The following is a 20,923-nucleotide window of genomic DNA, read 5'->3' on the forward strand; positions in this document are numbered from 1 at the left end:
TCAGCGCTCCTTCGGGTCGAGCGCGTCACGCAGCCCGTCCCCTACGAAATAGAAACCGAACAGGGTGGTGACGAAGAAGAGCAGCGGGAAGGCCAGCTGCCACAGCGTGCCGTAGCTCATCGTCCCCGCCCCTTCCGAGATCAGAGCCCCCAGAGAGGTCTGCGGCTCTTGCACGCCGAGCCCGAGGAAGGAGATGAAGCTCTCCGTCAGGATCATCAGCGGCACCAGCAGCGTCGCGAAGACCACGACCACGCCCACGAGATTGGGCAGGATGTGACGTCGGATGATTGTCGGAGCGGGCACGCCGATGGCGCGCGCGGCCTCGACATAGTCGCGGTTCTTCAGGGTCAATGTCTGCCCCCGCACGATCCGCGCCATCTCCAGCCACGAGATCAGCCCGACACCCACAAAGAGCATCCCGATGGAGCGGCCATACATGACCAGCAGCAGGATCAGCACGAACATGTAAGGGATCGCCAGCAGGATATCGACGAGGCGCATCATGAACCCGTCGACGCGGCCCCCGAAATAGCCCGAGATCGCACCGTAGACCGTGCCCACGGAGACCGCGATCAGCGTGCCGATCACCCCCACCAGCAGCGAGATCTGCGTGCCCTGCACGGTGCGCGCGAACAGGTCGCGGCCCAGATCGTCGGCACCGAAATAGTGGCCGTTGGCGAAGGACGGCGCGGAGGCAGTCGCATCGCCCATCACGTTGTAATCGATGTCGGAATTATTCCACGCCGCGATCAGGTTGCCGAACAGCGCAAAGGCCACGACGAAGGCCAGCAGCCCCAGCCCGAAGATTGCGGCCTTGTTGTTGAAAAACCGCCGGCGCGCGTCCGCCCAAAGCGAGCGGCCCGCCACGTCTTCGCGGCTCGTTGCCTCGGCGAGCGAGGTCATCTTGGATTCATCTATGACCATGTCAGTACCGGATTTTCGGGTCGATCCATCCGTAGACGATATCGACGACAAGGTTGAACAGGATGGTCAGCGTGCCCAGCAGGATGGTGATCCCCATCATCACCGCGTAGTCGCGGTTGAGCGCGCTATCCACAAAGCTTTTGCCGATCCCACCCGTGGTGAAATACACGTCCACGATCACCGAGCCGGTGATCATCGAGACAAACGCCGGACCGAGATAGGAGATCACCGGCAGCAGCGCGGGTTTCAGGGCGTGGCGCATGATGATCTTGCGCTTCGGCAGGCCCTTGGCGCGGGCCGTGCGGATGTGGTTCGAGCTCAGCGTCTCCAGCATCGACGAGCGGGTGATCCTTGCGATCGAGGCCATGTAGGAGGTCGAGAGCGCGATCACCGGCATGATCCAGAAGCGCGGATCGTCGAAGCTCCAGCCACCGCCGGGCAGCCAGTGCAGCGACAGGGTGAAGAGCAACACGAGGATCGGCGCCATCACGAAGTTCGGCAGCACCTGCGCGCCGATGGAGATACCCACGGCGAGATAGTCGAGCCACGAGTTGCGCTTGATCGCCGCGGTCACGCCAAGGGTCACACCGACAAGAACCGCGGCGATGAAGCTGAGGAAGCCATATGTCAGCGTGACCGGGAAGCCCTGCGCGATGATGTCGTTCACCGAGCGGTCCTTATACGAGAACGAAGGCCCGAAATCGAAATGGGCGACCACGTTCCACAGATAGGTCGCGATCTGCTTCCATAGCGGCTGGTCGAGCCCGTATTTCGCGTTGAGATTGGCGAGCACCTCGGGAGGCACGGCACGTTCGGAGGTGAACGGCCCGCCGGGCGCCGTGTGCATCAGCAAGAAGCTCGCGATGATGAGCACCAGAAGCGTCGGGATCGCGATGGCGAGACGCTTGAGAATGTAGACGATCATAAGAGTGTCCCGAAATAAGTCGGGCGGGCCGATCGTGCGGCCCGCCCGTTATTGTTTCAGCCGGCTTACTTCGCGACCTTGTACATGTTCTTCGCGTACCAGTTCAGCTGGACGTTATCGAACGGGTAGCCCTTGATCTGCGGGTTCAGCAGCATCGGCAGCGAATAGGCGTAGATCGGCGCAAGCGGCATGTCCTCCGCGAGGATCTTCTCCGCCTTGGTGTAGTCCGCCTGCGGATCGGCCGCCGTCTTCGAGTCCTTCATCAGCTTGTCGTAATCGGCGTTCTTCCACTGACCCGAGTTCTGATCCGACCACGAGGTGTTCACGTCGAGATAGGTCGAGGCCTCGTTGTAGTCGGCACACCATGCGGTACGCGCCACGTCGAAGTCATGCTGGCCGTTGAGCTTGTCGAGATAGACCTTCCACTCGTAGTTCTCGAGGGTCGACTGCACACCGAGCTGCTTCCAGAACTGCTGCACCGCGATCGCGATTTTCTTGTGGTCGGCCGAGGTGTTGTACATGATCCGCAGGTTCAGCGGGTGATCGGGACCGTAACCGGCTTCCTTCAGAAGCTCTTTGGCTTTGTCCATCCGCTCCTGCTGCGTCATGTCGGCATAAGCGACGTCCGGTGCCTTGAAGTTTGCGGTCGCCCAGTGGGTCCAGGTATAGGCCGGTTTCTGGCCGCCCTTGAGGATCTTGTCGACGATGATGTCACGGTTGATCGCATAGGACAGCGCCTTGCGGACCTTCACGTCCTTGAGCGCCTCGGGGCCGTTCGGGCCGACGTTGAAGCGGTAGGCATAGACACAGGAGCGCGGCGGAGCGTGGGCCGCATCCGGGTATTCCTTCTTCAGGCGCGGATACTGACCGGCCGGGGTCTGCACGAAGTCCAGCTCGCCCGCCTCGTAGCGCGTCAGCGCCTGGTCGTTATCCTGCATCGGGATGAACTTCAGATCGGTCAGCGTGACGTTCGCGGCGTCGTAATAGGCGTCGTTCTTCGTCAGCTCGATCGAGTTGCCGATTTTCCAGCTTTTCAGCTTGTAGGGACCGTTGACGACCATGTTCTCGGGCTTGGTCCAGTCGGAACCGTATTCCTCGACGACCTTCTGCGGCACCGGGAAGGTCGAGGACAGCACGAGCATCTGGCGGAAATAGGGGATCGCGCTGTCGAGCGTCACCTGCAGCGTGTGGTCGTCGAGCGCCTTCACGCCCAGTTCGCTCGGCTTCTTGTCGCCCGCGATCACGTCATGGGCGTTCTTCACCTGCATCAGCTCGATATACCACGAGTATTGCGAGGCGGTCGCCGGATCAGCGAGACGACGCCATGCATAGACGAAGTCCTGCGCGGTGACGGGATCGCCGTTCGACCACTTCTCGTTGCGCAGGTGGAAGGTGTAGGTCTTCTTGTCGTCGGACACCTCGTAGCTCGTCGCGAGCGCGGGCACGAGTTTACCGTGATCGTCCTGCTGGTAGAGACCTTCGAACATCTGCTGAAGAACGTCGTTGCCGTCCTTCGAGGTGCTCAGATCGGGATCGAGCGTCTTCAGATCGTCCTGCAGCCAGTAGGTAAAGGTCTGGTCAGCGGCGAGCTTGGTGCCTTCGGGCACTTTGCTCGACTGAGCGAGAACGGGTGCGGCGCTGCCCAGCATCAGGGCAAAAGCGGAAATCGCGGCAATCGACTTCAAGGGATACCTCCAGTTTTCCGGGGTCCGGTCGCGCGCAACGCAGGGGTGAGCGCGGGGCCCCGATTTTTCGTTGATGGGGCATCAAGGGCAGGATCGTGGCGCGGCGCAAGTCTGACGTCACGGTGCTCACACCCATGTGAGAGCGCATTTCTCGGACCTCGGCGAAATCTTTCTGAAACTTGCGTGGCGCCCTTGAAATTTGCAACGAACGCCAAGCTCCGTCGCGTGAGCCGAGGCATGCTCACGACCCTTCCGCGTCGAATCTCTTCGCCCGCAATGGATCCGCTTGCGCGCCTCCTGACGTATGTATTTTGACACATCCGGAAGTTGTTCCGCGCGGGCTCGCCTTCGGGCGTGCTATTGACCAGCCTCGCCCCCCTGCTAGCTACCCTTGGCGTTACAGCCCCGAGAGAACGGACCCCGAATGGCCGAGACCGACCAGAAGACCCCACTTTCGCCCGCACGCCGCTGGGCGGCTGCAGCCGTGCTGCTGCTGGCGAATTTCATGAACCTGATCGACATCACGATCGTCAATGTCGCCCTGCCTTCGATGAAGAACGAGCTGGCGGCTCCGCCGAACCTGATCGAGTGGATCGTCGCGGGCTATACCTTCTCCTTCGCGATCCTGCTGCTGCCGGCGGGACGAATGGGCGACCTCTTGGGGCGGCGCAAGCTGTTCGTGTCGGGCATCGCGCTGTTCACCGCCGCCTCGCTGGTCTGCGGCATCGCGCCCGGGATCGGGATGCTGGTCACCGCGCGCATCGTCCAGGGCGTGGGCGCTGCGATCATGACGCCGCAGACGCTGGCGCTGGTGCCGCGGCTGTTCCCGCCGGAGCAACGCGGCGCGGCCTTTGGTCTCTTCGCGCTGACCGCCGGGCTGGCTTCGGTCGCGGGGCCGATCGTGGGCGGGCTGCTGCTAACCGCCGATATCTACGGGCTGGGCTGGCGGCCGATCTTCCTCGTGAACATACCGCTGGGCATCGCGGCCTTCATCGCGGCGCTGATGCTGGTGCCCAAGGGCGAGGGCAATCGCAAGCTGGGCATCGACAAGGTGGGCATCGCGATCGCCGCCGTGGCGACGCTGGCGCTTCTGTTCCCTCTGGTCGAAGCCCCGTCGATCGGCTGGCAGGGATGGATGTATCCGATGGTGATCGCCGCGCCGATCCTCGGCTGGATCTTCATCCGCTGGCAGCGGCATCAGGAAGAACGCAACGCGCCCCAGCTTCTGCCGATGCGGCTGCTGCGCTCTGGCTCGTTCCTGTCGGGGAGCCTTCTGAACGCGGCGCTGTTCACCGCGGTGCCGAGCTATTTCTTCACCATGGCGCTTTATCTTCAGGCGGGTTACGGGCTCACGCCCCTGCAATCGGGGCTGACGACGACGCCCTTCCCGCTGGGCGTGCTGCTCGCCTCGGCCACGACCGGCTGGTTCGGGTCGCGCTGGGTCCGCTGGCGCGTGATGGGCGGCGGCATCCTCATCGCGACGGGCTTCGCAGGGCAGCTATGGGCGATCTGGACGATGGGCGACGCGATCAGCTGGTGGCGCATGGCGCCGTGGTTCTTCTTTGGCGGCTTTGGCCTGGGCAACACCGTCTCGCCGCTGTTTCAGGTCTCGCTCTCGGCGGCGGATAGCAACGACAGCGGCTCGGCCTCGGGCGCGGTGCAGGCGATCCGGCAGGTCGGCATCTCCTTCGGCATCGCAATCATGGGCGGGATCTTTTTCGGTATGCTGGGCGGCGCGGAGCCGGGCGATCACGAGGCCTATCGCAGCGCGATGATGTCCGCGATCGGCTACGCAATGGTCATCGCGAGCGTGGTGATCCTCACACCGTGGTTCACGCCGATGAAGATCGAGCGCGCCAAAGACTGAGCGGGCGGCGCATCCCCGCGCCGCTCCCATCCCTGTTTCGCACGATGACACGATCGTGCGCCGCAAGTGTCACGCGACACTCGCCACACGCGCCGCGCGCCCCATCTACCCAACCTAGAGGGGCCGTCCGAACCTGGCCCCCCGAAAGATGCGAAAGGAGCGATCCATGCGTTACAGACCTCTTGGCCCCAGCGGCCTTCTCGTCTCGGAACTTTGCCTCGGCACGATGACCTTCGGCGGATCGGAGGGCATGTGGGGCCAGATCGGCCAGCTACGTCAGGACGATGCCGACGGGCTGGTGAAAACCGCGGTGGACGCGGGCATCAACTTCATCGACACCGCGAATGTCTATGCGGGCGGCGAGAGCGAGCGCATCCTCGGCCAGAGCCTGCGCAATCTCGGCATCGCGCGCGACGAGGTGGTGATCGCGACCAAGGTGCTCGGCCCGATGGGCGAGGGCATCAACCAGCGCGGGGCCTCGCGCTATCACATCATGGAGCAGTGCAAGCAGAGCCTCGAGCGGCTGCAGCTCGACCATATCGACCTCTACCAGATCCACGGCTTCGACCCGATGACGCCGATCGCGGAGACGCTGGAGGCGCTGACCACGCTCGTGCAGCACGGCCATGTCCGCTATATCGGCCTGTCGAACTGGGCCGCGTGGCAGGTGATGAAAGCAGTGGGCATCGCAGAGGCTCGCAAGCTCGCCCCGATCCTGTCGCTGCAGGCCTATTACACGATCGCCGGGCGCGATCTGGAGCGCGAAGTCGTGCCGATGCTGCGCGACACCGACATGGGCCTGATGGTCTGGAGCCCGCTCGCAGGCGGTCTGCTGTCTGGCAAATACGACCGCGACGGCAAGGGCTCCGACGGGCGGCGCGCCAATTTCGACTTCCCGCCGGTCGAGAAGGACCGCGCCCATGACGCGATCGACGCGATGCGCCCGATGGCCGAGAAGCGCGACGCGAGTGTGGCACAGATCGCGCTGGCATGGCTTCTGCATCAGGACGTCGTCACCAGCGTCATCGTCGGTGCGAAGCGCAAGGACCAGCTGACCGACAATATCGCCGCGACCGAGATCACGCTCGACGCGGAAGAGCTGGAAACCCTCGACAAGGTCAGCGCCCTGCCCGCCGAATATCCGGGCTGGATGCTGGAGCGTCAGGGCGGCTACCGCCAGCGCTGAACACGCAGCGAACCGATCGGCGCGCCCGGGCGGGTGTTGGCTTGGCCAACCCTGCCTTGGCGCGCCTTTTCATGTCTGCGACCGGAGCCGCAATCGATGCACGCTTACGCTGCGGCCTCAAATCGGTTCACTTTTTCATGGACCTCAAAAGACACAGAGCGCGTTGAGCGGGAAAGCACTTACCAAGGAGAGTTCCTTTGGCACATTCCCGCTCAGCATCACGGCCACGCAGCATCCTGATTGTTCTGGGGGCGTTGATCGGCGCCGCCATCGCGATCTGGAATTACGTCACCCCCCTGACCGGCGTGACCGGCACATTCGGCGCGGGGCTGGTGATCGCCTCCTCCATTTTGATCGCACTCGCAGGGATCGTGATCCAGATGACCGAACCCGGAGCGATCCGCACGATTCTGCGCGTCCTCGTCGCGCTCGGCCTGCTGGGCACCGCAGCGGCCGCCTATTTCCTCCACGAATGGTGGCTGATCGCGGCGATGGGCGTCGTGCTGATCGGCCTTATCTACGACATCGCCTCGAGCCGGGGCGCGCGTTCGAAAGGAGCCTACGCATGAACCGCAAGACCGTCTCGCTCGCCTTCGCCCTCGCCTTCTTTGCTGCCGCCGGGTACGCGCAGGACACGACCGCGACCGACAGCACCGCAACCGACAACACGACCCAACCCGCAGCCGATAGCGGCACCGCGAACTCGACCGACAGCGGCACTTCGGCAACGACGGATACCAGCACGCAATCGGACACCTCCGGCACGGGTACGGACGCCAGCACGGGTACGGACGCCAGCACGAGCACCGATACCGGGACCACGGCGGACACTGCCACCCAGTCGGACAGTCAGGGCAGCACCGATCAACAAACCAACGATCCCGCGGCCAACGAGGATACCCCTCCCGGTCCCGACGCCAATGCCGATCAGCCCAAGCCCATCGCCGATAGCGTCGCCCAGCCGATGATCGCCAGCGGCTCGCGCGAGCGTAACGGCACCCCGCTGGTGCCGGAGCAGCCCGTCTGGAACAGCTTCCACGGCCAGCTCTCCGCACAGAAATATTCGCCGCTGACCCAGATTAATCCCGACAATGTCGGCGATCTGGAAAAGGTCTGGCAGGTCCATACCGGCGACGTCTCGGACGGTTCGGGCGACAAGCCCGCTACCGTCTGGTCGGCCACGCCGATCTTCGCCAATGACACGCTCTATATCGGCACGCCCTTCTATCGCGTGCTGGCGCTCGACCCGGCCACGGGCGAGCAGAAATGGGCCTTCGACACGAAATCCAAGCTGGAGGCGCTGACCCAGCCCGCGCTGAAGAACCGTGGCGTCGCCTATTGGCAGGCCGAGAACCCGGTCGCGGGCAAGGTGTGCCAGAAGATCGTCTATATCGGCACGATGGATGCGCAGCTCTTCGCGCTCGACGCCGATACCGGCAAGCCCTGCACCGATTTCGGCGATAATGGCGTGCTGAACGTGGATAAGTGGAACACGGTCAATGACAGCTTCCCGCTTTCCGTGCTGCAGCCGCCGACGGTTGCGGGCAATCACCTGATCCTCGGCTGGGCCGGTCAGGACTGGGAGTCGGCCGAGGCTCCTCCGGGCGCGGTCTTCTCGGTCGATGCGCAGACCGGGGAGCTGCAATGGTCCTTCGAGACCCTGCCCGAGAACATCCGCCGCAAGACCGGCACCGCGAACGTCTGGACCGCGATGTCCGTCGATCCGGGCCTGAACATGGTCTATCTGCCGGTGGCCTCGCCCTCGCCGAACTACTGGGGCGGCAACCGGACCGAGCAGATCCCCTACGCCACCTCGACCACCGCGCTCGATCTCGACACCGGCAAGGTCGTCTGGTCGCGTCAGTGGGTGCACCACGACATCTGGGACTATGACATCAACTCCGCGCCGACGCTGATGGACATCACCGTCGACGGCAAGGAAATCCCCGCGCTGATGCAGGGCACGAAGATGGGCTTCCTGTTCGTCGTGAACCGCGAGACCGGCGAAGACGTCTGGCCGATCGAGGAACGTCCCGTCCCGCAAGGCGACGGCACGGTGAAAGGCGAGGTCTATGCCAAGACCCAGCCCTTCCCGACCAAACCCGCGCCGCTTCTCGACCAGTCGAAAAAGCCCGAGGTCTGGGGCATCGCCGATCTCGTCTCCGGCGGGGCCTGCTCGAAACTGTTCGATAACCTCACCTATGAGGGGATGTACACCCCGCCCACCACCAAGGGCGAAGGCACGCTGGCCTATCCCGACAGTGCGGGTGGCGTGCAATGGGGCGGCGTGGCCTTCGATCCCGACGCGCAGATCGCGGTCGTGAACACGAGCCACATCGTTCAGTACATCAAGCTCTGGGAGCGCCAGGACTACGAGAAGAACGCCGGTGGTTCGGGCAACGAGAACGGCTTCTACCCGCAGAAAGGCGCGCCCTACGGCATGAGCCTCGGCAACGCGCTGAACTCGCTCGGGATGCCGTGCTGGAAACCGCCGTTTGGCGAACTGGTCGCGATCGACATGCATACCGGCGACGTCAAATGGCGCAAGCCGCTCGGCAGCTCGCAGAAATACGGGTTCTTCATGCCCGAGAGCATGGGCTCGCCCACGATCGGTGGTCCGGCCGTCACCAAGTCGGGACTGATCTTCATCGGGGCCACGATGGATGCCAAGGCGCGCGCCTATGACATCCAGACCGGCAAGGAGCTGTGGTCCTCGCAGCTCGAAGCCCCGGTCGTCGCGAACCCGGCGATCTACGAGTACAAAGGGCGCGAATACGTGGCCTTCATCTCGGGCGGCAACTCGATCCTGAAGCCCACCGTGGGCGATATGGTGGCCGTCTACGCGCTGCCGGAGAACTGATCGCGGCGCAAAACACATCGCGGGCGGCGTGGCACGACCCACGCCCCCGCCCCCTGACGCGCACCGCGTCCGCAAAGCCCTCACCGCAACGTGAGGGTTTTCTCGCAGGAACCGTTCCGCGCGCGCGGTGTTCCCCATTAAGCTGGTTTGAACGCCCGCCTCCCCAGACGGCTGCGCCAAACCTGAATTCCGGACAAGGGGGACCCCATGAAGGTTTCATTTCACGTCAATGGCGAGGCCCGCGCGCTCGACCTCGATCCGCGCGTGACGCTGCTTGACGCACTGCGCGACCATCTCCAACTCACCGGCTCGAAAAAGGGCTGCGATCATGGCCAATGCGGCGCCTGCACCGTGCTCGTCGACGGCCGGCGAGTGAATTCCTGCCTCAGCCTCGCGGTGATGCATGAAGGCTCCGAGATCACCACCATCGAAGGGCTCGGCACGCCCGACAACCTCAACCCGCTTCAGCAGGAATTCGTCTCCTGCGACGGCTACCAGTGCGGCTATTGCACACCGGGGCAGATCATGTCCGCAACGGGGATGCTCGCCGAAGCCGCCGAAGGTGCGCCCAGCCATGTCAGCGACAGCCTCACCGGCAAGTCCGAATTGAGCGACGCCGAAATCGCCGAGCGGATGAGCGGCAACCTCTGCCGCTGCTCGGCCTATCCCTTCATCCGCGAGGCCATCTCGCGCGTGGCCGAAGCGGAGGAGAAGTGATGAGACCTTTCGACTATCTTCGCGCAAACGCGCTCGATGACGCGGCCTCCAAGGCGGGCGAGACCGCGCAGTTCATCGCGGGCGGGACCAACCTGCTGGACCTGATGAAACTGCAGGTGATGACCCCCGAGACGGTCATCGACATCAACAATATCGACGGGCTGGACAAGATCGAGCCGCATGAGGGCGGGCTGAAGATCGGCACGCTGGTGCGCAATGCCGACCTTGCCGCCGATCCGCAGGTGCGCCGCGCCTATCCGGTTCTGTCGCGCGCGCTGCTGGCGGGCGCTTCGGGCCAGATCCGCAACAAGGCGACCACGGGCGGCAACCTGCTGCAACGCACGCGCTGCCCCTATTTCTACGACCCGGCGATGGCCTGCAACAAGCGCGACCCCGGCGCGGGCTGCGCCGCCAAGGGCGGTGTCAGCCGGATGCTCGCGATCCTGGGCACCTCGGCCGCCTGCAGTGCCGCGCACCCCTCCGATATGGCGGTGGCGATGCGCGCGCTCGATGCGCAGGTGGAAATCCGTGGCACCGATGGAGCAACCCGCACCGTGGCGATGGACGAGCTCTATCAACTGCCCGGCGAGACGCCCGAGATCGAGACCTGCCTGAAGCCGGGCGAGATCATCACCGCCGTGATCCTCCCTGCCCCGCAGCCGAACGCCACGCAGAGCTATCGCAAGATCCGCGACCGGGCGTCTTACGCCTTCGCGCTCGTCTCGGTCGCTGCCGTGGTCGAGATGGAGGGCGAGACGATCAAGCAGGCCTCGCTTGCGTTCGGCGGCATCGGGCCGCGCCCCTGGGCGGATGCGCAAGTCAATGCGATGTTCAAAGGCGAGACCCCGTCGGAGGAGCTGTTCGGCAAGGCCGCCGATACGCTTCTGGCCGAAGCGGTCACCGACGAGGGCAACGATTTCAAACGCGAAATGACCCGCCGCGCGTTGGTCGCGGTGATGCGCGAGGCGACGGGCATGGCCCCGGCCTCGACCGGAACGGACAAGGTGGAGGCGCTGGCATGAGCGACACGTTCACGATGGATGAAGCGCAGCCGCGGCTGCTCGACGAAACCAAACAGGGTCTGGTGGGCGCGCCTCTCGACCGCCCCGAGGGCAAGCTGAAAGTGACCGGCACCGCGACCTATGCGGCCGAATTCAAGCCTGAAGGCATGGTGCATGGCGTGATGCTGCGCGCCACGATCACACGCGGCAAGGTCACCGGCTTTGATGAGACGGAGGCGAAGAAGCTCCCCGGCTATCTGGGCCTGTTCCACGGCCCGGAATTCGTGCGCAACCCGGCGCAGGGCATGGCAGGCGCCGCGCCGGTGCAGCCCGGCGACCGCGTCGATTATCACGGTCAGCCCATCGGGCTCGTGGTCGCGGAAAGTTTCGAGACCGCGCGCGACGCCGCCGCCCGGATCAAGATCAACTACGAGCAGAACCCCGGCGCGCCGGTCGATCCGGCAGGCGTGGAGCTCGAGCTGAACGAAGATCGCGAGAGCATTCAAGGCGATCTCGACGCCGCGATGGAGAAGGCCGCGCAGTCAGTCGATCTCGAATACACCACGGCCGGTCACGTTTCTGCGGCGATGGAGCCGCATGCGGGTATCGCCGAGTGGAAGGACGGTCGCCTCGTTCTACATGGCTCGCTCCAAATGGTCCGGTTCAACAAGGAGGAGCTGGCCGATGCGGTTGGCATCGAGTCCGACAAGGTCCATATCCTCGCACCCTATGTGGGCGGCGGGTTCGGCTCCAAGCTGGGCATTTCCTCCGAGCATGTCGCGGCGGCGCTTGCCGCGCGCGAACTCGACCGTCCGGTGCGTATCGTGCTGAGCCGTCAGACCGTCTTCGATGCCGTGCTGCGCCGGACCGAGACATGGCAGCGCCTGCGCCTTTCGGCGGACGCGAGCGGCAAGCTGACCGGGATCGGCCATGAGGACCGCGTGTCCAATCTCGAAGAGGAAGCCTTCTCCGAACCGGTCAACGCCGCGACCCGCTTCATGTATGGCGCGCCCAACAGGGTGATGCGTCAGCACATCTCGCGCAACCACCGCACGCCTACGGGCTCGGTCCGCGCGCCGGGCGAGGCGGTTGGCACCTTCGCGCTGGAAACCGCGATGGATGAGCTGGCCGAGAAGCTGGGCCTCTGCCCGGTGGAACTGCGCCTGCGCAACATTCCCGAAAAGCACCCCGACACCGGTCAGGCCTATTCGGCCCGCGCGCTGGAAGACAGCCTGCGCGCAGGCGCGAAACGCTTCGGCTGGGATCAACGCCCCGAGACCGGAACGCGCCGCGAAGGCGAATGGCTGATCGGCATGGGCGTCGCGGCTGCGGGGCGGGCGAACTTCCTTGTACCCTCGGCGGCGCGCGTGACGCTCAGCGCGGACGGTGCACTGGTCGAGACCGACATGACCGATATCGGCACCGGCAGCTACGCGATCCTCGGCCAGATCGCGGGCGAGATGCTGGGCCTGCCGATCGACAAGGTTTCGGTCCATCTGGCCGATAGCGACCTGCCGGGGGCGTCCGGGTCGGGCGGCTCTTTCGGGGCGTCCTCCTCGGGCTCGTCGGTCTTCCTCGCTGCGCGCAAAATCCGCGAGCAGCTTGCCGAAAAGCTCGGCTGCAAGTTCGACGAGCTCAGCCTTGGCAATGGCGAGGTCTCGGGCGGCGGCAAGACCGCGAAACTGGTCGATCTGCTGAGCGATCCGATCAGCGCCGAGGGCAAGATCGAAGGCGGCAAGACCGCCAAGAGCCACTTCTCGGCTGGCTACGGCGCCCATTTCGCCGAAGTCGCGGTCAACGAAGTCTCGGGCGAGGTGCGGGTGCGCCGGATGCTCGGCGTGCTCGGCATCGGGCGCGTGCTCAACGAGAAGACCGCGCGCAGTCAGGCCGTCGGCGGCATGGTCTGGGGCGTCGGTTCGGCTCTGCACGAAGAACTCGGCCACGATCCGCGGACCGGCCATATCGTCACCCGCGATCTGGCGAATTACCACGTTCCGTCGCACGCGGATATTCCGCGCGAGATGGAGGTGGTCTTCCTGCCCGAGCGCGATGACGAGGCGAACCCGATCCAGTCCAAAGGCGTGGGGGAGCTTGGCATCTCGGGCGCAGGGGCCGCGGTGATCAACGCGATCCACAATGCGACGGGCGTACGGCTGCGCCACTATCCGGCCACGCCGGACAAGGTTCTCAAGGGGTTTGCCAATGGACGGTAGTCCGCTTCGCCAGCGTGCGCGCGCTGAAACTCGGTTGGGCATGGCGGAAATGCCGTTGCCCGCGCCGGGACGGCTCGCCGCGCTGGCCATTCTGACACGGATCGAGGGGGCGGGGTATCGCCCCCTCGGTGCTGCGATGAGCCTCGATGATCGGGGCGATATTCGCGGCCATCTCTCGGCGGGCTGTATCGATGCCGATATCGAACACCACCTGAACAATGTCGCGCAGGACGGCTGCACCCGGCATCTGCGCTACGGCGAGGGCTCGCCTTTCATCGACCTCGTTCTGCCTTGTGGCGGGGCGCTCGACATCACGGTGATCCCTGCCCCGCCCGTCGCCGATCAGGAGCGCATGGCCGAAGCGATTGACGCTCGGATGCCGCTGTCGCTGCACCTGTCGGGCGCGCAGGGTACCCTGACGCTCGCGCCGCAGCCCGAAACCGATCTGAGCCTGCACCTCGTGCCCGAGCCGCGTTTCGTGATTTTCGGCACCGGGGTGGAGGCCGAGACCTTTGCGCAGCTCGCCGCGGGCGCAGGCTATCAGGCCGATCTCATCATGCCCGATCCCGTAAGTCTGCCCGGCGTGACGAGCCACGAATTCCGCCGGAGCAATCCGCTTGGAGACATCACGCCCGACCCGCGCATGGCGGCGCTGCTGTTCTTCCACGATCACGACCGGGAAATCCCGATCCTCGCGCAGCTTCTGGAAAGCGATGCCTTTTTCATCGGCGCGCAGGGCAGCCGCCGCACGGCGCGCCAGCGCGCGGTGGCGCTGCGTCGCAAGGGGCTGTCGGAGGCCGCGATTTCGCGGCTGCGCGGACCGGTCGGCCTGATCGAACAGGCGCGCGAGCCGCGGCTGTTGGCGGTCTCGGTGCTGGCCGAAGTGCTGCAACTCGCGCGGGTCTGAGACTTGGCGCGCAAGATCATGGGCGTGGTCTTGGCGGCAGGCGCGTCGCGGCGCTTCGGTGCGCGGGATAAGCTGGCCACGCGCTGCGGCGGCGAAGCCGCGCTTGTGCTGCGGTCCGCACGGAAGCTCCAAGGGCTTGGCCTCCATCGACGCGCTGCGATCACCCGCAGCCCCCGGCTGCCGAAAGAGCTACGCGGCGCGGGGCTCGACCTTCTCTGCATCGGACCGGGTCGCGTCCAGAGCGCGAGCCTGCACCGCGCGATCCGCGCCGCTCAAGCCAGTGGCGCGAGCCATCTGCTGATCGTGCTCGGCGACATGCCCGAAGTCTCGCGCGCGCATCTGCGCCAGCTTCTCAAGACACCCGGTCCCCATCCGGCGATGGCCACTTCGGACGGTCGCCTCGCGCCGCCGGCGCTGATCCCGCGCAGGCTGTTCGGTGCGGTTTTGCGGCTGACGGGCGACCGGGGCGCCGGGGCGATGCTGCAACGCGCGCCGGACCTGCGACGCGTTGCGCTACCGCCCGGCACGCTCCGCGATATCGACCGGCCTGAAGATCTTCGCAACGCCACAGAATAGGCGCGCGGAACGGGAACTGCGCCGATACGCCCGGCGTTTTCGCTCCATGAAAGACCTGCCCGATCTCGTCTATTATCCCGATGACCGACCCGGCATCACGCGCAGGCGCTGCGGGCGCGGGTTTTCCTATATGGCCCCTGACGGGACGACCATCGCGCGCGGCACCGAGCGCAAACGGATCGAGGCACTGGCCGTGCCGCCCGCCTATGAAGATGTCTGGATTTGCCCGCGGCAGAACGGCCATCTGCAGGCGACCGGTCGCGACGCGCGGGCACGCAAGCAATACCGCTACCATCCCGACTGGACCGAGTTTCGGTCGCAGAGGAAGTTTAACCGGCTCGCGGAATTCGGCACCGTCCTGCCGCGTCTGCGCCGGTCGATCCTGAGCGATTTGCGCGGCCATGACCCCGGGGATCAGGCCTTCGCGCTGGCCGCAGTCCTCGCCCTGTTGGACCGCGCCGCGATCCGCGTCGGCAATGCCGATTACGCTCGCGAGAACCGCAGCTTCGGCGCGACCACGCTGCGCGGCGCGCATATGACGCTCGACGGCGGCACGCTGCGGCTGGCCTTCACCGGCAAGGGCGGCACGAAGATCGAAAGCGAGCTGCGCGACAGGACCTTGGAGCGCGCGCTGACGCAGCTCGACGATTTGCCCGGGGCCGAATTGATCACCTGGATCGACGAGGACGGCGACCCGCATTCGGTGCGCTCGGAGGAGGTAAACGCTTTCCTCGCCGACCGGACCGGGGCCGAGGGGCTGACCGCAAAGACCTTCCGCACGTGGAACGGCTCGGCGGCGGCGCTGGAGGCCGCGCTGCGTCAGGCGGATGACGGGCGGGTGACGATCAAGGCGATGGCAGAGGCCGCCTCTGAGCGACTGCACAACACACCCACGATCGCGCGCAATTCCTATATCCACCCGCAGGTGATCGCGCTGACCGAGGCGGAGCCAGAGGCGCTTGTCGCTCTCGCGCAAACCGCGCCGGCGGTCGACGGGCTGCGCAAGGCCGAGGCGCAACTGCTGCATCTTCTCGACGGCGGCATGCGCTGAGCGCGCCGCTCACGCCACATCACATTCAAGCGCGAAATTGCGAGCCGCGCGTGATCCGCATCGCCACATCTCCCGTATCCCCTGCACGATCCACAACCGGATCTGCCCACGATCCAACACAGGGAGAAAGAGAATGCTGAGAAGAACCTTCATGGCCGCAGTGCTCGCCGGTACCGCACTCGTTTCCGCCCCCGCCCATGCCGACAATCATGGCGGAATGGATATCGTTGACACCGCCGTGAACGCTGGCAGCTTCGAGACGCTTGTGGCCGCCGTGCAGGCCGCTGGTCTCGTTGAAACGCTCAAGGGAGAAGGCCCCTTCACCGTCTTCGCACCCACCGACGAGGCCTTTGCAGCCCTGCCCGAAGGCACCGTCGACGACCTGCTCAAACCCGAGAACAAGGACAAGCTGACCTCGATCCTCACCTATCACGTCGTGCCCGGCAAAGTGATGTCCGGCGATCTGAGCGACGGGATGATGGCCAAGACGGTGCAGGGCTCGGAAGTCATGGTGAAAACCGACCCCGCCGTGATGGTCGATGAAGCCAGCGTGACCCAGGCCGATATCGAAGCCAGCAACGGCGTGATCCACGTGATCGACAAGGTGATCATGCCCGAGTGATGGGCTTATGTGAAAAGCCCCAGTGACGGGGAGGTCTGTCGGAAGGTCCCCCTCACGGCAGACCGCTCCCGGACCGTTCGCGCAGCTTCGGATGCGCGGGCGGTTTATTCTTTGAGGTGCCCACGGGGCCGCAGGTCGGGGTCGGTCAGGCGTAAGCGCTCAGAAGGGTGCCGCTCCCGCTCGGATCGCCGCCGCCGGGCACGATCTCGCTCTGGCTCGGCAGGTCATCTTCATGAATGACCGGCGCATCGGTCATCCGCGACAGGTTCTGCGCGATCGCCTCGATTGCGCTGTGGCACGCGTGATCTCCATTGTGCTTGGGCACGAAAATCCGCGTCAGATTGTGCGCCTGCATGATGTAGGACAGCACATGCGCGATCGAACCATGCTCCTCGGGATCGGACAGCGCCCCATCTTCATAGGTCAGGAACGACGCACAGATCGGCGTCGCGCCACAGGCGCCAAGCCGGGCGATCAACTCGCCACGCCCGCCGCCTTCCTGAGACAGGCAAACGATATGGGCACGGTCGCCCTTGAGAGCTTCGATGAACGCCCCGTGGCAATCGAGATCGCAATTTCCGGGGTGCAGCATCAGAACGAGCGCGCCCTCCTCTGACGCGGTCGGCTCCATATTTCGTGACATCATAGTCATATCAGGCCTCCTCCTTTGAAATAGAGCGATGCGCGGCGGCGTCGAATTCCCGGCCCTCTTCGCCGCGCAGCCATGCGGCGGCGCGTCCGGTAATGCGCAAAGCGGGTGTGCAGGCAGCAAGCTGATCGAGGAAGCTGCGCGCCCAGGCGCCGGTATCGGTCGCGTGGACCACTTCCATGCAGGCGGCGTGGCGCGCGCGGCGTTCCTCTAGCGGCATGGTCAGAGCACGACGGATCGCCGTGGCGGTCTCGTCGACGTCATGCGGATTGACCAGCAGGGCCTCGGTCATGTCTTCGGCGGCGCCCGCGAAGCGCGACAGCACCAGCACGCCCGGATCGTCCGGGTCCTGCGCTGCGACATATTCCTTCGCCACGAGGTTCATCCCGTCGGCAAGCGGCGTCACCAGCGCGGCCCGTGCGCCGCGCAGCAGCCCCGCGATCTCGTCGCGGGGCACCGGACGGTGCAGGAAGCGGATCGGCGCCCAATGGACCTCGCCGAAGCGCCCGTTCACCTGCCCCGCGATCTGCTGCAGATCGGCGGTGATCTCCTGATAGGCCCGCACGCTTTCGCGCGAGGGTGGCGCGATCTGCACCAGCGAGGCGCGTGGCCCCGTGTCGTAGGTCTCCAGATAGCGCTCGAACGCGCGGAAGCGCTGCGGCAAGCCCTTGGAGTAATCGAGCCGGTCGACGCCGATGACATAGGCGTCTCCGAACAATTCGTGCGCGGGCGGCGGCGCGCAGTCCTGCGCCGCCCGGGCGAAGCTCTCAGCTGAAATGCCAATCGGGAAAGACCGGACGGACACCTCCTGCGCGCCGAATTTGATCGCGCCGTTGGGCAGCATTTCTGCCCGTGGGTCGGCGCGGAACATCTCGAGGCATCGCGCCACGTCAGCCCGCGTCTGCAGGCCGACCAGGTCGTAATGCGCCAGCCACCGCGCGAAGGCGGGCGGGTCGGGCAACACATCGAGATCGGTGATGTTGGGGAAAGGAATATGCAGGAAGAAGCCGATGCGGTTGGTCACCCCCAACCTGCGCAGCTCCTCGGCCAGCGGGAAGAAATGATAGTCGTGAATCCAGATGTGGTCCTCGGGCGAGATCACGTCGGCCATCTGCTCCGCGATCCGGCGGTTCACGCGCAGGTAGCCTTCGTCGAAGCTGCGATTGATCTCGACCAGATCGGTGCGGTGATGCGCGATCGGCCAGAGCACGGAATTGGCGAAGCCCAAGTAATAGGCCGCGCGGTCTTCCTCGGTCAGACGGAAGGCGAGCTTGTCATATTGCGTCCCGCCCATATCGATGAGTGCGGGCTCTTCCGGGCCCGTCTCGGGATGCGCACCGATCCAGATGCCGCCTTTCTCACGCAGCGCCTCGTGGAGCGCCACCACGAGCCCGCCCGAGGGCGTGGCCTCGGAAGGGATACGGTTGGAGACGACGATGAGGCGGGCGGACATGACGAAAGAGACCTCCGAAATTGGGCGGCTGAATGGGTTTGTCCCTGTTGGGATGTTTCGCCCGAGCAACTCCTCCTTACGCATGGCAGTTCCTCTCTCTGAGGGCGAAAACAGCCTCTCGGCCGAAAAAAGTTCATATCTTTAACATAAGACAATCAACCGGCTCACCGGGATGCATTTTTTTACACATTTTCAAGCCCTTCCGCGATGTTTTGTGACATCTCTCCCAGCTCGCGCGCATACGGCGCCGGACACATGGCGGGTGACAATTTCTCCGCCGCGACGCGCTTTGGGCACGGAACCACGCCGCGCGCGACAGGTTGGCCTGTCACACGACACAAGCCGCGACGGAGAGCACCATGTCAGACCCCGGACCGCATCGCGCCGACCATGCGGACCCCAAGCCGGCCGGACGGCGCGCGAAGGTCTCGCGTGACCGGATCGCCTTCTGGCTGCCGATCGCGATCTTCGCGCTTCTGGTGCTGATCGCGCCCGATATCCTGCTGCTGGTCTTCGCCGGACTTCTGGTCGCGGTCTTCCTGCGGATGGGCGGCAACGCCATCGCGCGCAGACTCCATATCCGCGAAGGTTGGGGGCTCGCGCTCTATTCGATCATCTTGGTCTGCCTCGCGGTTCTGTTCTTTCTCTATGCCGCGCAGGGCCTTTCCGATCAGCTCGACCAGCTTACGACCGCCCTGCCCAAGGCGATGAAACAGGTGCAGGACTTTATCGACTCGCATGGCTGGCTGCATTCGATCACGCGTTCGATCGACCTCGGCTCCATCGCCCCGTCGAGCAAAGGCGCCGCCACGACCGTGATGATGTCGATCGGCGTGATCGGGAACGCGATGCTGATCCTGTTCATCGGTGTGTATGGCGCGGTGGAGCCGCAGCTCTATCGGCGCGGGATCGCCGCACTCTTCCCCGCCTCCAAGCGGGACTGGGTCGTCGCGAGCTTCGCGACCGGCTGGGCGGCGCTGTCGGGCTGGCTGTTTGCGCAACTGATCTCGATGACGGTGATCGGCCTGCTGACCTTTGTCGGACTGTGGCTACTGAACGTGCCGCTGGCGGCGATCCTTGCGATCCTTGCAGGACTTCTGACCTTCATTCCGAATATCGGTCCGGTCCTCTCGGCGATCCCCGCCTTGGCGATGGGCCTGACGGTCAGCCCGATGACGATGCTTTGGGTCGTGGTCCTCTACCTCGCGGTGCAGGCGCTCGAGAGCAACCTGATCACGCCGCAGATTCAGGAAAAGGCGATGTCGCTGCCCCCGGCCCTCATCATCGCGTTCCAGCTTTTGATGGGGAGCTTCTTCGGCCTGCTCGGCCTTGCGCTGGCGACTCCGCTGCTGGCCGTTCTGATGCTGATGACACGGCGCCACTACCTGCCGCTGGTCAGGCCCGAGACCGCCTGACCTGACCCTCCTTTCAACCTTCCGGAGCCCGTTTTGACGACTTTCCTGATCCTCCTCGGCGCCGCCATCGTTGCGATCTCGCTTTGGGACATTCTGCTCTGCGCGCTTGGTGCGGGCCAGTCCGGCGCAATCTCGCTGGCCATCGCGCGGTTCGGCTTCAAGCGCATCCGCAGCTTCGGGCACACACGGCTAGCGCATCGTATCTGCGGCCCGGTGACGATGGCATGGCTCGGCGGCGTCTGGATCATCATGGTCGCCTTCGGCTGGAGCCTGATCTTCTTCGCCGCGAGCCGGTCTCTGGAGACGACCAAGGGCCTGCCCGCAGCGAGCTTCGGTGACAGCCTCTCTTATGCGGGGCATCTGCTCTCGACGCTGGGTGGCGGCTACGCGACGCCCGCAGGCACCGGCTGGTCGCTGATCTCGGTCATCACAGGGGTGACAGGGATGCTGGTGCTAACGCTCGCGGTGAGCTTCGTTTTCTCCACCACGCAGGCGGCGGCGCAGGGCCGTGCGGTGATGGCGCTGGCCGAGGTCTTCCCGCCCGGCTCCGACGAGTTCACCGGGCAGTTCCTGCCGCAATTATCAAGCTACGTGGCACAGGTGAAATCCATTCCCTTCGCACTGTTCTACAGCACCGCGCGACCCGAGCGCCGCCTGCCGCGCGGCATCTATCGGCTCTGGCACGACGACCACCTCACCGAGGATCAGCGCCGCGCGCTGCGGATCATTCTGCATGAATTTCCCGGGCTCGAAGGCGTCCCGCCCGAGCAGTTCGACGACACGCTCCTGCATTGGGCGAAGCGCCACGATCTGTGCCCACAGGACATGACGCGCCGCGCGTGATGCGATGCGCGCGAATGATCTGACCGCAG

General features: G+C 65.1%; 18 protein-coding genes. 13 read left to right on the top strand and 5 right to left on the bottom strand.

Translation table 11 applies throughout. The features are described from left to right. The 3 genes from BMI89_RS01635 to BMI89_RS01645 form a co-directional block, all read right to left on the bottom strand. Positions 1 to 924: an ABC transporter permease subunit gene (locus tag BMI89_RS01635; protein ID WP_078569570.1), complete on the bottom strand. Its 924-nt coding sequence runs from the start codon at positions 922 to 924 to the stop codon at positions 1 to 3. A gap of 1 nt (position 925) precedes the next feature. Then, a complete protein-coding gene (gene oppB, locus BMI89_RS01640; RefSeq protein WP_078569571.1) occupies positions 926 to 1,849 on the bottom strand; it encodes an oligopeptide ABC transporter permease OppB in 924 nt (307 codons plus the stop codon). Between the two features lie 65 nt (positions 1,850 to 1,914). Beyond that, positions 1,915 to 3,534: a peptide ABC transporter substrate-binding protein gene (locus tag BMI89_RS01645; protein WP_348638846.1), complete on the bottom strand. Its 1,620-nt coding sequence runs from the start codon at positions 3,532 to 3,534 to the stop codon at positions 1,915 to 1,917. Positions 3,535 to 3,958: 424 nt separating this feature from the next. Here BMI89_RS01645 and BMI89_RS01650 point away from each other — a divergent pair, with 424 nt between their 5' ends. From BMI89_RS01650 to BMI89_RS01700, 11 genes are all read left to right on the top strand, one after another. Beyond that, a complete protein-coding gene (locus BMI89_RS01650) occupies positions 3,959 to 5,401 on the top strand; it encodes an MFS transporter (RefSeq protein WP_078569572.1) in 1,443 nt (480 codons plus the stop codon). A 166-nt stretch (positions 5,402 to 5,567) separates the two neighbouring features. Further along, on the top strand, positions 5,568 to 6,587 hold the full coding sequence (locus BMI89_RS01655) for an aldo/keto reductase (protein WP_078569573.1): 1,020 nt from the start codon (positions 5,568 to 5,570) through the stop codon (positions 6,585 to 6,587). A 197-nt stretch (positions 6,588 to 6,784) separates the two neighbouring features. Beyond that, entirely contained in the window at positions 6,785 to 7,156 is a 372-nt protein-coding gene (locus BMI89_RS01660) for a hypothetical protein (protein ID WP_078569574.1), read from the top strand. Continuing rightward, positions 7,153 to 9,447 carry a pyrroloquinoline quinone-dependent dehydrogenase gene (locus BMI89_RS01665; protein ID WP_078569575.1) on the top strand — a complete coding sequence of 765 codons (2,295 nt, stop codon included), beginning with the start codon at positions 7,153 to 7,155 and terminating at the stop codon, positions 9,445 to 9,447. The genes BMI89_RS01660 and BMI89_RS01665 overlap by 4 nt, the downstream gene beginning before the upstream one ends. A gap of 207 nt (positions 9,448 to 9,654) precedes the next feature. After that, positions 9,655 to 10,164 carry a 2Fe-2S iron-sulfur cluster-binding protein gene (locus tag BMI89_RS01670; RefSeq protein WP_078569576.1) on the top strand — a complete coding sequence of 170 codons (510 nt, stop codon included), beginning with the start codon at positions 9,655 to 9,657 and terminating at the stop codon, positions 10,162 to 10,164. Next, positions 10,164 to 11,186 (top strand): xanthine dehydrogenase family protein subunit M, encoded by a 1,023-nt coding sequence (locus BMI89_RS01675; protein WP_078569577.1) that lies wholly within the window; start codon positions 10,164 to 10,166, stop codon positions 11,184 to 11,186. The genes BMI89_RS01670 and BMI89_RS01675 overlap by 1 nt, the downstream gene beginning before the upstream one ends. Next, entirely contained in the window at positions 11,183 to 13,378 is a 2,196-nt protein-coding gene (locus BMI89_RS01680) for a xanthine dehydrogenase family protein molybdopterin-binding subunit (protein WP_078569578.1), read from the top strand. Before BMI89_RS01675 ends, BMI89_RS01680 begins: the two co-directional genes overlap by 4 nt. Continuing rightward, entirely contained in the window at positions 13,368 to 14,285 is a 918-nt protein-coding gene (locus BMI89_RS01685; RefSeq protein ID WP_168176752.1) for an XdhC family protein, read from the top strand. Before BMI89_RS01680 ends, BMI89_RS01685 begins: the two co-directional genes overlap by 11 nt. 3 nt (positions 14,286 to 14,288) lie before the next feature. Next, entirely contained in the window at positions 14,289 to 14,861 is a 573-nt protein-coding gene (locus tag BMI89_RS01690) for a nucleotidyltransferase family protein (protein ID WP_078569580.1), read from the top strand. A gap of 46 nt (positions 14,862 to 14,907) precedes the next feature. After that, positions 14,908 to 15,912 carry a DNA topoisomerase IB gene (locus BMI89_RS01695; protein ID WP_078569581.1) on the top strand — a complete coding sequence of 335 codons (1,005 nt, stop codon included), beginning with the start codon at positions 14,908 to 14,910 and terminating at the stop codon, positions 15,910 to 15,912. 133 nt (positions 15,913 to 16,045) lie between these two features. Next, positions 16,046 to 16,534: a fasciclin domain-containing protein gene (locus BMI89_RS01700; protein ID WP_078569582.1), complete on the top strand. Its 489-nt coding sequence runs from the start codon at positions 16,046 to 16,048 to the stop codon at positions 16,532 to 16,534. Positions 16,535 to 16,679: 145 nt separating this feature from the next. Here the strand turns inward: BMI89_RS01700 and BMI89_RS01705 are convergent, their stop codons facing one another. Together BMI89_RS01705 and BMI89_RS01710 are read right to left on the bottom strand one after the other, a co-directional pair. After that, on the bottom strand, positions 16,680 to 17,186 hold the full coding sequence (locus BMI89_RS01705) for a hypothetical protein (RefSeq protein ID WP_143593786.1): 507 nt from the start codon (positions 17,184 to 17,186) through the stop codon (positions 16,680 to 16,682). Position 17,187: 1 nt separating this feature from the next. Further along, complete coding sequence (locus BMI89_RS01710; RefSeq protein ID WP_078569584.1) at positions 17,188 to 18,636, bottom strand: trehalose-6-phosphate synthase; 1,449 nt, start codon at positions 18,634 to 18,636, stop codon at positions 17,188 to 17,190. Between the two features lie 359 nt (positions 18,637 to 18,995). Here BMI89_RS01710 and BMI89_RS01715 point away from each other — a divergent pair, with 359 nt between their 5' ends. Both BMI89_RS01715 and BMI89_RS01720 read left to right on the top strand, forming a co-directional pair. Further along, complete coding sequence (locus tag BMI89_RS01715) at positions 18,996 to 20,051, top strand: AI-2E family transporter (protein ID WP_078569585.1); 1,056 nt, start codon at positions 18,996 to 18,998, stop codon at positions 20,049 to 20,051. A 33-nt stretch (positions 20,052 to 20,084) separates the two neighbouring features. Further along, positions 20,085 to 20,894 carry a hypothetical protein gene (locus tag BMI89_RS01720; protein WP_078569586.1) on the top strand — a complete coding sequence of 270 codons (810 nt, stop codon included), beginning with the start codon at positions 20,085 to 20,087 and terminating at the stop codon, positions 20,892 to 20,894. Positions 20,895 to 20,923 lie beyond the last annotated feature (29 nt).

The sequence above is a fragment of the Thioclava sp. F36-7 genome (assembly GCF_002020075.1).
Classification (GTDB): Bacteria; Pseudomonadota; Alphaproteobacteria; order Rhodobacterales; family Rhodobacteraceae; genus Thioclava; species Thioclava sediminum.